This is a genomic window from Rouxiella chamberiensis, from assembly GCF_026967475.1.
Lineage (GTDB): Bacteria > Pseudomonadota > Gammaproteobacteria > Enterobacterales > Enterobacteriaceae > Rouxiella > Rouxiella chamberiensis.
In genome coordinates this window covers 3,739,993-3,753,863 of the sequence record NZ_CP114058.1, presented here as the reverse complement: position 1 = coordinate 3,753,863, position 13,871 = coordinate 3,739,993, and the positions used below count along the sequence as shown (strand labels likewise).

The 13,871-nt window shown below is 54.8% G+C and carries 13 protein-coding genes; 5 read left to right on the top strand and 8 right to left on the bottom strand.

Annotated features, from left to right (window positions below; genetic code table 11):
- Nucleotides 1-41: 41 nt before the first annotated feature.
- The 8 genes from O1V66_RS17415 to dnaA form a co-directional block, all read right to left on the bottom strand.
- Nucleotides 42-653 (bottom strand): hypothetical protein, encoded by a 612-nt coding sequence (locus tag O1V66_RS17415; RefSeq protein ID WP_269127924.1) that lies wholly within the window; start codon nucleotides 651-653, stop codon nucleotides 42-44.
- Nucleotides 578-1,255 (bottom strand): hypothetical protein, encoded by a 678-nt coding sequence (locus O1V66_RS17410; RefSeq protein WP_269127923.1) that lies wholly within the window; start codon nucleotides 1,253-1,255, stop codon nucleotides 578-580. The genes O1V66_RS17415 and O1V66_RS17410 overlap by 76 nt, the downstream gene beginning before the upstream one ends.
- A gap of 92 nt (nucleotides 1,256-1,347) precedes the next feature.
- The gene (locus O1V66_RS17405; RefSeq protein ID WP_269127922.1) at nucleotides 1,348-2,490 is read right to left on the bottom strand and encodes a hypothetical protein; all 1,143 of its coding nucleotides are present in this window, start codon (nucleotides 2,488-2,490) and stop codon (nucleotides 1,348-1,350) included.
- A gap of 65 nt (nucleotides 2,491-2,555) precedes the next feature.
- Entirely contained in the window at nucleotides 2,556-2,990 is a 435-nt protein-coding gene (locus tag O1V66_RS17400; RefSeq protein ID WP_269127921.1) for a hypothetical protein, read from the bottom strand.
- Between the two features lie 156 nt (nucleotides 2,991-3,146).
- A complete protein-coding gene (gene gyrB, locus O1V66_RS17395) occupies nucleotides 3,147-5,561 on the bottom strand; it encodes a DNA topoisomerase (ATP-hydrolyzing) subunit B (protein ID WP_045048868.1) in 2,415 nt (804 codons plus the stop codon).
- A 19-nt stretch (nucleotides 5,562-5,580) separates the two neighbouring features.
- Entirely contained in the window at nucleotides 5,581-6,669 is a 1,089-nt protein-coding gene (gene recF, locus O1V66_RS17390; RefSeq protein WP_045048869.1) for a DNA replication/repair protein RecF, read from the bottom strand.
- Nucleotides 6,670-6,673: 4 nt separating this feature from the next.
- Nucleotides 6,674-7,774: a DNA polymerase III subunit beta gene (dnaN, locus tag O1V66_RS17385; RefSeq protein WP_045048870.1), complete on the bottom strand. Its 1,101-nt coding sequence runs from the start codon at nucleotides 7,772-7,774 to the stop codon at nucleotides 6,674-6,676.
- A 4-nt stretch (nucleotides 7,775-7,778) separates the two neighbouring features.
- Complete coding sequence (gene dnaA / locus O1V66_RS17380) at nucleotides 7,779-9,173, bottom strand: chromosomal replication initiator protein DnaA (protein ID WP_052673449.1); 1,395 nt, start codon at nucleotides 9,171-9,173, stop codon at nucleotides 7,779-7,781.
- A 762-nt stretch (nucleotides 9,174-9,935) separates the two neighbouring features.
- Here dnaA and rpmH point away from each other — a divergent pair.
- The 5 genes from rpmH to mnmE all read left to right on the top strand — a co-directional run bounded on the left by rpmH (nucleotide 9,936) and on the right by mnmE (nucleotide 13,759).
- Nucleotides 9,936-10,076, top strand: coding sequence for a 50S ribosomal protein L34 (rpmH, locus tag O1V66_RS17375; RefSeq protein WP_009637487.1), 141 nt, complete (start codon nucleotides 9,936-9,938; stop codon nucleotides 10,074-10,076).
- Between the two features lie 18 nt (nucleotides 10,077-10,094).
- Nucleotides 10,095-10,454 carry a ribonuclease P protein component gene (rnpA, locus tag O1V66_RS17370; protein ID WP_009637488.1) on the top strand — a complete coding sequence of 120 codons (360 nt, stop codon included), beginning with the start codon at nucleotides 10,095-10,097 and terminating at the stop codon, nucleotides 10,452-10,454.
- Nucleotides 10,418-10,675 (top strand): membrane protein insertion efficiency factor YidD, encoded by a 258-nt coding sequence (gene yidD / locus O1V66_RS17365; RefSeq protein ID WP_072045099.1) that lies wholly within the window; start codon nucleotides 10,418-10,420, stop codon nucleotides 10,673-10,675. The genes rnpA and yidD overlap by 37 nt, the downstream gene beginning before the upstream one ends.
- Before the next feature lie 2 nt (nucleotides 10,676-10,677).
- The gene (gene yidC, locus O1V66_RS17360; RefSeq protein ID WP_045048872.1) at nucleotides 10,678-12,312 is read left to right on the top strand and encodes a membrane protein insertase YidC; all 1,635 of its coding nucleotides are present in this window, start codon (nucleotides 10,678-10,680) and stop codon (nucleotides 12,310-12,312) included.
- An 82-nt stretch (nucleotides 12,313-12,394) separates the two neighbouring features.
- Entirely contained in the window at nucleotides 12,395-13,759 is a 1,365-nt protein-coding gene (mnmE, locus tag O1V66_RS17355) for a tRNA uridine-5-carboxymethylaminomethyl(34) synthesis GTPase MnmE (RefSeq protein ID WP_045048873.1), read from the top strand.
- Nucleotides 13,760-13,871: the final 112 nt, after the last annotated feature.

Genomic DNA, 13,871 nt, shown 5'->3' with positions numbered 1-13,871 from the left:
GCTATCGATTCCGGTGGAGGCTTTTCGGGTTTCTGGCGGCATCAGGCGGGGATTTTTATTTGATTGCCGCTAAAAATATTTTTTACCTTGAGAGTGTTATCGTAGGCTATTTCCTCGAGCTTGATGAAAAATACCTGCTTTTTGGTACGTATTCGACTGCGTAAATACAGACTGGTCACTGCCTGCACTCTAAAAAAGCTTTTCTGGTCGAACAGATACTCGCCTTCCATGCCTACTTGAGTGGTCAAACGCTTGATAAGCGGCTTACCCTTGCGCGAAGTGATGTGGTAGATGGCAATCGCGGCATTCGGATGCTTGAGCCATTTCGGAAAAAACATAAACCCCCGACTCAGGGCCACGTTGACCAGTTTGCCCTTCGACGATGCCGACATAAAGGCGGGATAATTGCTGACGACATCGCCGGCGCGAAACAGGCGCATATTTTCTTCACCGATATCCACGACTCTGACCAGACTCTGCGCCTCGAGCATTTCAGGCAATCCTTTGAGTGCACTGCTTAAATTATTGGCGGCAAGCAACATATCCGCCCGAGGATGATGACTCAGCAGCGCATTGTTCAGCTCGAAATTCTTGTTGCTGGTGCCTGCGGGCCAGCTTTTTTCTGCGGATAATTGAGGTAATGCTTCTGCCACGGCACATAGGACCAACTGCGCAGCGCCTCTTTCTGGTCTGCCGACAGCGCGATGAAACGGCGGATATATTCGTGGCGATAGGCGCGCGGTATCAGCGATCCCTTCCAGCTGGCCGGGTCGTAAACCAGATGGCCTATCATGGCTTCCCACTCATTGACGTCAAAAGCGGCGACGTGGCGCGTATGGGGAAAGCAGGTGCCCCAAATGCCGCGTTTACAGCGCTTGGGCAGCGCGGTTCTTAATGTGTGATAAAACCTGCGTCCGCCGTTGACCAGAGGTTTGCGGATCAGTCGCAACAAATCGAACGGCGGAAGCACAAAACCCGCGATTTCTCTGCCGGTCACTCTGCCCATCTGGTTAACAAGGGGTCTGACGGCGGAAAAAACCTGCTGCTGCAACAGTTTTCCGCTCATACCGGCTGCCCGACCGGCTTTCATCGTCGCCATCCCAATCTTGATGCCGCGCGCTCCCAGCTTGATGAGCGGAATGCCCATCGCAAGCAGCGTAATGCCGAGATCAAACAGGTCAAACGCCAGATCGCCAAGCGTGGGGTGATAAGCCGAATCCTTTATCTTTCGCTGCACCGTGTCATAAAACGGCACAAAAGAGAGAAATTTTTCCCCCAGATTTTTATCGAGATGCTGGTCACGCCAGGCTGCAATATAGTCTTTGACGACCTGATACTGAATGGCGATCAGGGCTTCGAAGAGAGGGGTTCTGTGACATTGAATCGCAGCGCATGTTTATACTTCTTCATTATCATCAACTTGCCAGCGTTTAGCGTCGATATGCCGGGCCAGAGCGCGGCAACAAGGGCTTCGACCGGCAGCCAGTCCGCCGAGATAAGCTTGCTGTCGGCCAGCGCACGGATGGCGGTGACTCCGCTTTCTGGCAGGAGCCGACTTATCTCGGCCACTGCCAGTTGCGCGCCCCAGTTACTGGCGGCATAGCGTTTTCCCGAGTGCCCGCGAAAGATAAAAATAAACGAACCGGCTTCGAAAGCGTGGCTTTTTGCGCCCGTCTGGGGAAGCAATGCGCTTCGATAATGGCCTATCCTTGCCGAAAAAAGCGGGGTGAATGCGCGTTCCAAATCCAGCGCACTGATGCCCATGTAGGCCGTGGTTTGCGCCACGACGGCGACCACATCGTCGAGCGCATGGTGATTAAGATACTCAGTGAACTGCGCATAATAGTGCGTCAGGTCGTTCAATTGATTTCGGGTTTTGAACGGCTTGGCGGGCGCGCGGGTCAGCACGTTAAACTGCGCGAGGTAAAAATCGATTATCGTTTCCGGCGTAAAAATCAGCCCCCGTTCGGCGTGCGCGGCCAGAAATCGCGGTTCGAAATCGGGCGCAGCGGACGTTAAGTCCCAACCGATTATCCTCGACTGCACATAATAGAGGGCGCTCTCCACGCGAAGAATCTTTCGTGCAAGCGGCGCGGAATAACCGGGTTGCGCAGGATCAAGCTGCTGATTGATAAAGCTAAATAAACGCTCATCGGCCCATTTTGCCTGTTCATACATGCTGTAGAGAATACGGGCCGACTCGAGGCGATTGGTGGCCAGAGAGACATAGCCTGTGGGCGGATAATCCTGACAGTAGCGGCTGACATCACGTAATGCCTCCAGCCAGTGATGGCCCGAAACGGCGGTTTCGAAGCCCGCCGATACGGTGTCGTTTTGCGCATAAACGTCATTCGTTGTGCCTGCCTGCGAGGGTGAAAGCGCGCGCCAATAGCGTATATCGCCCTCGTTTCTCGCCGCCTTTGCCTCTCTCGCCTGTCTACGCGCTGTCGTTCTGCCTTTCTCGTCCTGTCTGCGTGAAAGAGAAGGCAACTTACTGTTTGCAAGAGAAAAAAGCGTCGTTGTCGTGTTGGACGAGTGGCGAGCTGTCGAAGAGCTTATCGCGCCGCGAAAAGATTTTTTATCGCGTGCTGTGAGTGGGAAAGTGCGGCGGAGGGCAACGCTGCCCGAGGTTGCGCGCGAAATGCCAAGGGCGGCGCATAACCCGAAAACGCGTACCGGGGCAGTAGCGGATGGCCGCCGTCATCACGCCGGAATGTGCGGTCGCCTCCCGTTTGCAGGGCAGTTTGCCTGCCGGCGGTCGCCGCGACGGGGGGCAAACAGGCCGCCGCGCCGAGTCCCAGTGCGCTCATCAGCAGTGTACCTTTCATCCGGGGCGTTGACCCCTTCAGGCTTGTGGGCTGGACACTCGCATTGCCGACGTCTTGCAGAGATAACCGCTGCGACTTGCCACTCAAGGTAAAAAAATCTCTGCCCTTCACTTCTCCCGCCGTTTTCACCGGCAAAATGGCGTGCGGGACTATTCTCGGCATAGCGACGACCTCCCTGTAATTAAGAACATCTCCTCTCGCTTTAGCCTACTCGCCTCCTTTTGGAAGTGCACTCGACGGAAAACCGAAAAATGGACGAAAAAAAATCCGAAGCGACTGCCCGCTTCGGATTTCACGTGAGAACAAAAGGCCGGACGATTAGATATCGATGTTCGCGGCTTTCAGGGCGTTCTCTTCAATGAAGGCACGACGTGGTTCAACGGCGTCGCCCATCAAGGTGGTAAACAGCTGGTCAGCGGCAATTGCATCCTTGATGGTAACGCGCAGCATGCGGCGCTGGTCCGGATCCATGGTCGTTTCCCACAGCTGCTCCGGGTTCATTTCGCCCAGACCTTTATAACGCTGTACGGACAGACCACGGCGGGACTCTTTCACCAACCATTCCAGCGCCTGTTCGAAGCTGGTAATCGGTTGACGACGCTCGCCACGTTCGATGAAGGCACCGTCTTCGATAAGACCGCGCAGCTTTTCGCCGAGCGCACACAGTTTGCGGTATTCGCCACCGTGGATGAATTCGAAATCGAGATCATAGTCGGTATCGACTCCGTGCGTACGAATACGCAGTACCGGTTCGAAAATCTGACGTTCGCGGTTTTCACGCACGATAGCGCTGTAGCTGCTGCCGTGTGACTCTTTTTCGTTCAGCAGGTTAACCAGCTGCTCCATCCACTGCTGCACCTTGGCCTGATCGTTCAGGTCGGCTTCGCCGAGCGTTGGCTGATACACCAGATTGTTGAGCAGCGCACGCGGATAACGACGCTCCATGCGGCCAATCATTTTCTGCACCGCATAGTGCTCGGCCACCAGCTTCTCGAGCGGCTCGCCGGCCAGAGCAGGCGCGCTGGCGTTGGTGTGCAGCGTCGCGCCGTCCATTGCGATGGAGATCTGATACTGATCCATCGCTTCGTCATCTTTGATGTACTGTTCCTGCTTGCCTTTTTTCACCTTGTACAGCGGTGGCTGAGCGATAAAGATGTGGCCGCGCTCAACGATTTCAGGCATCTGACGATAGAAGAAGGTCAGCAGCAAAGTACGGATGTGCGAACCATCGACGTCGGCATCGGTCATGATGATGATGCTGTGATAGCGCAGTTTGTCGGGATTGTACTCGTCACGGCCAATGCCGCAGCCCAGCGCCGTAATCAGCGTGGCGACTTCCTGTGAAGAAAGCATCTTGTCGAAACGCGCTTTCTCGACGTTCAGGATTTTACCTTTCAGCGGCAAAATGGCCTGATTCTTGCGGTTACGTCCCTGCTTGGCAGAGCCGCCCGCGGAGTCCCCTTCCACTAAATACAGTTCGGAGCGAGCCGGGTCGCGTTCCTGACAGTCGGCCAGTTTGCCCGGCAGACCGGCCAAATCCAGCGCGCCTTTACGGCGAGTCATTTCACGGGCTTTACGCGCCGCTTCACGCGCACGGGCCGCATCGATGATTTTCCCGACCACGATTTTCGCGTCGCCCGGGTTTTCCATCAGATAATCGACCAGCTTTTCGTTCATCAGGGTTTCAACCGCTGATTTCACTTCCGATGACACCAGCTTGTCTTTGGTCTGGGACGAGAACTTCGGATCCGGAACCTTGACGGAAACCACGGCAATCAGGCCTTCACGGGCATCGTCACCGGTGGCGCTGATTTTGGATTTCTTGCTGTAGCCTTCTTTATCCATGTACGCGTTCAGGGTACGGGTCATCGCGGTACGGAAACCGACCAGGTGAGTCCCGCCGTCGCGCTGTGGAATATTGTTGGTAAAGCAGTAGATGTTTTCCTGGAAACCGTCATTCCATTGCAGCGCGACTTCAACGCCGATGTCGTCTTTTACGGTCGAGAAATAGAAGACATTGGGGTGAATCGGGTTTTTGTTCTTGTTCAGGTATTCCACGAACGCCTTGATACCGCCTTCGTAGTGGAAATGGTCCTGCTTGTCATCGCGCTTGTCGTGCAGGCGAATGGCCACACCGGAGTTCAGGAACGACAGTTCGCGCAGGCGCTTGGCCAGAATGTCGTACTCGAATTCGGTCTGGTTGGTAAAGGTCTGGAAGCTCGGCCAGAAACGTACGGTTGTACCGGTCTGCTCAGTCTCGCCCACGACTTTCAACGGGGTCTGCGGTTCGCCGTGGACGTAGGTTTGCTCGTGAACCTTACCTTCACGACGGATAACCAACTCCAGCTTTTCAGACAGCGCATTGACTACCGATACGCCTACGCCATGCAGGCCGCCGGACACTTTGTATGAGTTATCGTCAAACTTACCGCCGGCGTGCAGCACGGTCATGATGACTTCTGCGGCTGAAATGCCTTCTTCTTCATGAATACCGGTTGGAATACCGCGGCCGTCATCCTGAACGGATACGGAGTTATCCGCATGAATAGTGACAAGAATCTCGGAACAGTGGCCAGCGAGGGCTTCGTCGATAGCGTTGTCCACAACCTCGAATACCATGTGGTGCAGACCAGTGCCGTCATCGGTATCGCCGATATACATGCCGGGGCGCTTACGCACCGCGTCCAGCCCTTTTAATACCTTGATACTTGAGGAGTCATAAGAATTCGACATCAACGTTTCTCGCTCATTTTTAGTCCTGTGATAGAACGGCTATTTTACCTTGTTCCACGCGGAACATCTTGCCCTTTTCACCCGCCATATCGGTTACTTGTTCAGCGCCGATTGCGCTGACAAAAACCTGGGCCCGGGTGGCTTTCAGGCGATCGGCCAGAAGCCGGCGTTTACCGGGATCCAGCTCGGAGGCAAAATCGTCAAGAAGATACAGGCAACGCCGCCCGCTCTGTCGGGTGAGAAACTCACCCTGCGCCAATCTGAGTGCGCACATCAGCAGTTTTAACTGCCCGCGCGAAAGCAAATCCTCCACCGGCGTGCCGTCGGCACGGATGCGAAAATCGGCTTTGTGCGGGCCGGATGCTGTATAAGTCAAGGCTCTGTCGCGCTCGAACTGGCGCTCCAGCAGTTCACCGTAGTCACTCTCTTTGTCCCAGCCGCGCTGGAACGAGAAAGTCAGGGCAAACTCGGGCAGGAATTGGGCACAGGTCGCGCTGATATCAGCGGCAATCGCCTGGCTGTACTCTGCCCGCCACGCGCTGATGCGCTCGGCCAGCGGGATCAGCTCCTGATCCCAGGCGCGAATTTGCGCATAGCGACTCACCTGACGCAGCGCGGCGTTGCGCTGCTTGAGTAACCGTCGCAGGTTGCTCCAGGCGATAAAAAAACCGGGGTCGTGGTGAAAACAGCCCCAGTCCAAAAAGGCACGGCGATACTTGGGACCGCCGTTTAATAATGTGAAACCTTCGGGCGTAATCAGCTGCATGGGCAGCATCTGCGCCAGTTCCGAGACTTTATGGCCGTCGGTGCCGTCGATTCTGACCTTGCTGTCGCCGGTACGGGTTTTACTTAAGCCGACGCTTAGCTCGCGATCGCCGCCGTCATCGATACGTCCGTGCAGCACAAATTCCGGCTGGTCGTGACGAATGACTCTTCCCGCCTGCAGGCTGCGAAAGGCGCGGCCATGCCCAAGCGTATAGACCGCCTCGAGCACGCTGGTTTTACCGCTACCGTTAGGACCTATCAGGAAATTGAATCCGGGCGACGGCGTTAAATCCGCCGCCTCGATGTTGCGGAAATCTTTGATCAGTAATCGCGTTAATGCCATAGGATCACAGACGCATTGGCATTACGACATACGCCGCGGCCTGGCTTGCTGCATCTTCGATTTGCACGCTGGATACCGAATCGGTCAGCAGCAGGCGCACTTCTTCGCATTTCAGCGCATTGAGTACGTCGAGGACGTAGCTGACGTTGAAGCCGATTTCCATTTCGGTGCCGTCGTAGGCGACGTCAAGGATCTCTTCGGCTTCTTCCTGCTCGGGGTTGTTGGCTGTAATCTTCAGCTGATTCTGGCTCACGTACAGGCGCACGCCGCGGAATTTCTCGTTGGAGAGGATGGCCGCGCGGGCAAAGGCCTGTTTGAGCAAGTCGCAGCCAGCTTGCAGCGTTTTGTCGGGATTCTTCGGCAATACGCGGCGATAATCCGGGAAACGGCCGTCAACCAGCTTGGAGGTAAAGATAAAATCGCCGACGTGGGCACGAATATTGTTGCTGCCGATTTGCAGCTGCAACAGGGAATCGCCGCCGTCGAGCAGACGCACCAGTTCCATCACGCCTTTACGCGGAACGATAACGGAATGCGACGGCAATGACTGGCCGATAGGCATTGAACACACGGCCAGACGATGCCCGTCGGTCGCCACGGTACGCAGTTCTTCCCCTTCGGTTTCGAACAGCATGCCGTTTAAGTAGTAGCGAACGTCCTGATGCGCCATCGAAAACTGCGTGGCTTCAATCAGGCGTTTCAACGTGGCCTGCGGCAAGGTGAATTCAACCTCGCTCTGCCAGTCGTCGAGATTCGGGAAGTCGGTCGCAGGCAGCGTAGACAGCGAGAAACGGCTGCGGCCCGAACGGACCAGCATGCGCTCGCCCTCGAGCGTCACGGAAATCTCCGCGCCTTCCGGCAATCCACGGCAAATATCAAAGAATTTACGCGCCGGAACCGTCGTTGCACCGACATCATGAGGCTGGGACAGCGCAACTTTGGCGACCATCTCCATTTCAAGATCGGTACCGGTCAACAGTAACGCGCCTTCCGAGACCTTTAATAACAGGTTTCCCAGAATTGGCAGTGTTGGTCGTCCACCCAGTGGGCTACTGACCTGTTGCAGTGGTTTCAGCAAATGCTCACGTTCAACAATAAATTTCATAGCGCTAGGAGGATAGTGTCCTGATTAAGTTAGAGAAATCTTCTTTGATGTCATGGCTCTCTTCACGCAGCTGCTCTATTTTTCGGCAGGCGTGCAACACCGTAGTATGGTCACGACCACCGAACGCATCGCCGATTTCTGGCAGGCTGTGGTTGGTGAGCTCTTTCGCCAGCGCCATCGCCATCTGGCGAGGTCGGGCAACCGAACGGGAGCGCCGTTTGGAGAGCAGGTCTGCGACCTTGATCTTATAATACTCGGCGACCGTTTTCTGGATATTATCGATGGTAACCAGCTTTTCCTGCAGGGCAAGCAGGTCGCGCAGCGCTTCACGCACGAAGTCGATAGTGATGGCGCGGCCGGTAAAGTTGGCGTTGGCGATAACGCGGTTCAGCGCCCCTTCGAGCTCACGCACGTTGGAACGCAGACGCTTGGCAATAAAGAACGCCACTTCGCCCGGCAGACGGATGTCGTTCTCGTCGGCCTTTTTCATCAGAATCGCTACGCGGGTTTCCAGCTCGGGCGGTTCGATGGCGACAGTCAGACCCCAGCCGAAGCGGGACTTCAGGCGGTCTTCCACGCCGTTTATCTCTTTCGGATAACGGTCGGAGGTCAGGATTATCTGCTGATTGCCTTCGAGCAATGCGTTAAAGGTATGGAAAAACTCTTCCTGCGAACGCTCTTTGTTGGCAAAGAATTGAATGTCATCGATAAGCAGGGCATCGACCGAACGGTAGTAACGCTTGAACTCTTCAATGGCGTTATTTTGCAGGGCTTTCACCATGTCCTGCACGAAACGTTCGGAATGCATGTAAACCACTTTCGCATTCGCCTTGCGGGCCATAATGCCGTTGCCTACCGCGTGCAACAGGTGGGTTTTACCCAGACCGGTGCCGCCGTAAAGGAACAGGGGATTATAGGCGCCGCCCGGGTTGTCGGCCACCTGGCGTGCCGCTGCACGGGCCAGTTGGTTGGACTTACCTTCAACGAAGTTGTCGAAGGTATGCTTGGGGTTGACGTTGGAACGATAAGACAGCTCCGGCTGGGCCGGCGAGCTGTCCCAGCTTGGACGAGAGGGCGCAGCACGCGGCAGCGTTCGCGCCGCAACCGGGGAACTCACGGTGGCAGCGACGGTTTCATTAACGCGCTGAACCATGGGCTTGCTGCCAACCTCGAAACGTAACAAAGGCGCATCCGTGCCACAAAAGTCATTCAACAGACCGTTAATGTTGTTTAAGTATTTGTCACGCACCCAATCGAGGACAAAACGGTTTGGCGCATACAGAGCCAAGGTGTTGTCACTCAATTCCGCCTGCAAAGGGCGTATCCACATACTGAATTCTGTGGCAGGTAACTCATCCTGCAATCTGGCAAGACACTGCTGCCAAAGCGAAAGTGACACGGCGGACTCCACTCGAACAAGACCAAAAAAGAAAAAGGATCAGGATATTTTTAAATCATGATTTTAGACACACGCCTCGCTCGCACATTTACAGCTACGCCACGGGATAAAACCGTAGGGTCAGTGATAAATAGTGAGGAGATGTCTTGAGGTCACCCTGTCAGCGACCCAAAGCGACGTGTGAACCGATTTTTACGGTTTTTTGTCGGCTATAAGTTTTGTTTAAAAAATCTACAAGCCGATCGGCTATCCGGGACAGATCGCGATCGGAATGGCGGATCATAACGCAAACGGCGGCAGAGATCCTCCCCTTCCTCACAGAATAGATCCTTTTTATCCACAGGCAGCGCATATCAAGTGAGTAAGATTCGCTGACAGTATGAATAGTAGGAGGCTGCATCGCGGTTTGCACAATAAAATAAGTTTTCTCGACAGCTCATTCACAGGTTTTCAACCGGGATCACACCGCCCCTGTTCATGGAATGTTCAAGGATCAAGCGGCGATCCTTGCGATTTGGGCAGGAGTCCGTATAATCCTCAGCCCTACGTGTGATACCCGTGCTCCTGATGGTCATTGGTGACCACGGGAATATTTGGTAAACAAATTCGGCGCGCTTTCTAGCAATGTAAATTGACTCAGGACTGTACAATTATTACAATCCCGCTTCTTTATATGTTGCGACAAAGGCATCGGCTGCTTCAGCACCGAGAGCCCACGCGTTTACTGATCAGTTTTAATTTCAAGTTTAGGTAGAAATCGCCATGAAACGCACTTTCCAACCGTCTGTACTGAAGCGCAACCGTAGCCACGGTTTCCGTGCTCGTATGGCCACCAAGAATGGTCGTCAGGTTCTGGCTCGCCGTCGCGCGAAAGGCCGTACCCGTCTGTCTGCTTCTAAGTAATAAAAGCTAACCTGTTTAGTGGTTAAGCTAGCTTTTCCCAGGGAGTTACGTTTGTTAACTCCCCGTCATTTCACTTTCGTCTTCCAGCAGCCACAACGGGCCGGCACGCCTCAAATCACCATCCTTGGCCGCCTGAACGAGCTGGGGCATCCCCGCATCGGTCTCACCGTCGCAAAAAAACATGTCAAACGCGCTCACGAACGAAATCGGATAAAACGCCTAACCCGCGAAAGTTTCCGGTTGAATCAGCATGCGCTGCCGTCCATGGATTTTGTCGTGCTGGTGAAGAAAGGGGTAGCCGATCTCGATAACCGTGCGTTAACGGAAGCGTTGGAGAAATTATGGCGTCGACACTGCCGACAGGCTCCCGCATCCTGATTGCCTTGATACGCGGGTATCAATTGGTAATCAGTCCCATGCTTGGGCCTCATTGTCGTTTTCGACCAACCTGCTCTCAATACGGTATTGAAGCAATTGGTCGTTTCGGCATGGTAAAAGGCAGTTGGTTGACGCTGAAGCGCGTATTAAAATGCCATCCTTTAAACCCAGGTGGTGATGACCCCGTACCGCCGAAAACCGACAATAACAGAGAACACTAACGATGGATTCGCAACGCAATCTTTTCCTCATCGCTCTGCTGTTCGTGTCTTTCATGATCTGGCAGGCCTGGCAAACGGACCACGCTCCGCAACCAGCCAACCAGACCACGCAACAGACTGCGAACACAGCCACCGGTGATGCTGCCAACCAGGCTGTTCCTGGAAGCGGACAGGGCAAACTTATTACCGTTAACACCGATGTCCTTTCTTTGACCATCAACACCCGTGGTGGCGATATCGAGCAGGCTCTGTTGACTCAATATCCGGTAGCGCTGAAATCCACAGCTCCTTTCCAGCTACTCGAAACGTCTCCATCATTCGTCTATCAGGCTCAAAGCGGTCTGACCGGCAAAAACGGTCCTGACAACCCGGCCAACGGCGAGCGTCCTCTGTTCACGACCAGCCAGGAAAACTTTACCCTGGGTGAAGGTCAGGCAGAACTGCGTATTCCGATGACCTACACGGCACCTAACGGCGCAGTCTATACCAAGACTTTTGTTATCAAGCGTGGCGCCTATGCCGTGAATGTTGAATACAACATTAATAACACGACGGCAGCACCGCTGGATCTGACCCTGTTCGGTCAGCTGAAACAAACCGTCGAGTTGCCTAAGCATCGTGATACCGGGAGCAACAACTTTGCTCTGCATACCTATCGCGGCGCGGCTTACTCTTCAAGCGACGACAAATATCAGAAATACGCGTTCGACAAGGACGAGAATCTGAATGTCACGACGCAGGGCGGCTGGGTTGCCATGTTGCAGCAGTATTTTGCCACTGCGTGGATCCCGTCTGCGAAAGACAGCAACACCTTCTATACCAACAACAATAACGGCATCGCGTCTATCGGCTTCAAAGGTGCGCCGTTTGTTGTTCAGCCGGGCGCGCAGCAGCAGGTTGGTTCTATCCTGTGGGTTGGCCCTGAAATTCAGGACAAGATGGCCGCAATTGCGCCTCACCTTGACCTGACTGTTGACTACGGCTGGTTGTGGTTCATCTCTCAGCCGCTGTTCAAGCTGCTGAAGTTTATCCACAGCTTTATCGGTAACTGGGGCTTCTCCATTATCATCATCACCTTTATCGTGCGCGGTATCATGTACCCACTGACCCGTGCGCAATATACGTCGATGGCGAAAATGCGTATGCTTCAGCCGAAACTGGCCGCGATGCGCGAGCGCATTGGTGACGACAAACAGCGCATGAGTCAGGAAATGATGGCGCTGTACAAGTCCGAGAAGGTCAACCCGCTGGGTGGCTGTCTGCCGCTGGTAATCCAGATGCCTATCTTCCTGGCACTGTATTACATGCTGTCCGGTTCCATCGAACTGCGCCACGCGCCGTTCATTCTGTGGATCCATGACCTGTCGGCGCAAGACCCGTACTACATCCTGCCGGTCATGATGGGTATCACGATGTTCTTCATTCAGAAGATGTCGCCGACGACCGTGACCGACCCGATGCAGCAGAAGATAATGACCTTTATGCCGGTTATCTTCACCGTGTTCTTCCTGTGGTTCCCGTCTGGTCTGGTGGTGTACTACATCGTCAGCAACCTGGTTACCATTCTCCAGCAGCAGCTGATTTATCGCGGGCTGGAAAAACGTGGTCTTCACAGCCGCGACAAGAAGAAAGCGTAAAAGTTAACGACGCTGTATAATAGGTACACAGGAAGGCGGTCATTTGACCGCCTTCTTTTTTAGATAAAACGCAGAGAACTCTATGAATACGTCAGACACTATCGTTGCTCAAGCTACGCCGCCAGGCCGCGGCGGCGTCGGTATTGTGCGCATCTCCGGCCGCGCCGCCCGCCTTATCGCGCAGGAGATCCTGGGCAAGCTGCCTAAGCCGCGTTACGCCGATTACCTGCCCTTTCTGAATGCCGACGGCAGCACGCTGGATCAGGGGATTGCACTGTGGTTCCCCGGCCCCAACTCCTTTACCGGAGAGGACGTGCTCGAGCTGCAAGGTCACGGCGGGCCGGTTATCCTCGACCTGCTCATCCGGCGTATTCTTGCCGTGCCGGGCGTGCGCATTGCGCGGCCGGGCGAGTTCTCGGAGCGCGCGTTTCTTAACGACAAACTGGATTTGGCGCAGGCCGAGGCGATTGCCGACCTGATTGACGCCAGTTCCGAGCAGGCGGCCCGTTCGGCGGTCAACTCGTTGCAGGGCGCGTTCTCGTCCCGTATCCATCACTTGGTGGAAGCACTCACTAACCTGCGCATCTACGTCGAAGCGGCGATTGACTTCCCGGATGAGGAAATCGACTTCCTGTCCGACGGTAAAATCGAAGCCCAGCTGAATGCGGTGATCGGCGACCTTAATGCCGTGCGTACCGAAGCGCGTCAGGGCAGCCTGTTGCGCGAAGGGATGAAAGTGGTGATCGCCGGTCGTCCAAACGCCGGAAAATCCAGTCTGCTCAATGCGTTGGCAGGTCGTGAAGCCGCGATAGTCACCGACATCGCCGGGACCACGCGCGACGTCTTGCGTGAACACATTCATATCGACGGCATGCCTTTGCATATTATCGATACCGCCGGATTGCGCGAAGCCAGTGACGAAGTCGAGCGTATCGGCATCGAACGTGCGTGGAACGAGATAGAACAGGCCGACACCGTGCTGTTTATGGTGGACGGAACCACGACCGCCGCGACCGAACCTGCCGACATCTGGCCCGAATTCATGGCGCGCCTTCCTGCCTCGCTGCCTATTGTTGTTGTCCGCAACAAGGCCGACATTACCGGCGAGACGATGGGTAAAACCGAAGTAAATGGTCACTCACTTATTCGTCTTTCTGCGCGTACGGGCGACGGTATCGACCTGCTGCGTGACCATCTCAAAGAGAGCATGGGCTTTAATCAGAACATGGAAGGCGGATTTTTGGCACGTCGTCGCCACTTGCAGGCCCTCGAGCAGGCGGCGCAACATTTGTTGCAGGGCAAAGATCAGCTCCTGGGTGCCTGGGCGGGCGAATTGCTGGCCGAAGAACTGCGCCTTTCCCAGCAGTCGCTGAGCGAAATCACCGGTGAATTCAGCTCCGATGATCTGCTGGGCCGTATCTTCTCCAGTTTCTGTATCGGAAAATAATCTCCTCTCGCCCCCGCTGCGGTTCTCGTCGCGCGGGGGCATTTTTCCCCGCCCTTTACTGTTTGTTTCTGCCTATTCCATAACCGGTATTTTCTTATTCACCTTTCCCCCT

Bases quoted from the DNA above. Each gene is read 5' to 3' on its own strand.
- recF (WP_045048869.1), bottom strand. From the start codon at position 6,669: ATGGCATTAACGCGATTACTGATCAAAGATTTCCGCAACATCGAGGCG.
- yidD (WP_072045099.1), top strand. From the start codon at position 10,418: ATGGCGTCGACACTGCCGACAGGCTCCCGCATCCTGATTGCCTTGATA.
- mnmE (WP_045048873.1), top strand. From the start codon at position 12,395: ATGAATACGTCAGACACTATCGTTGCTCAAGCTACGCCGCCAGGCCGC.
- dnaN (WP_045048870.1), bottom strand. From the start codon at position 7,774: ATGAAATTTATTGTTGAACGTGAGCATTTGCTGAAACCACTGCAACAG.
- O1V66_RS17400 (WP_269127921.1), bottom strand. From the start codon at position 2,990: ATGCCGAGAATAGTCCCGCACGCCATTTTGCCGGTGAAAACGGCGGGA.
- rpmH (WP_009637487.1), top strand. From the start codon at position 9,936: ATGAAACGCACTTTCCAACCGTCTGTACTGAAGCGCAACCGTAGCCAC.
- gyrB (WP_045048868.1), bottom strand. From the start codon at position 5,561: ATGTCGAATTCTTATGACTCCTCAAGTATCAAGGTATTAAAAGGGCTG.
- yidC (WP_045048872.1), top strand. From the start codon at position 10,678: ATGGATTCGCAACGCAATCTTTTCCTCATCGCTCTGCTGTTCGTGTCT.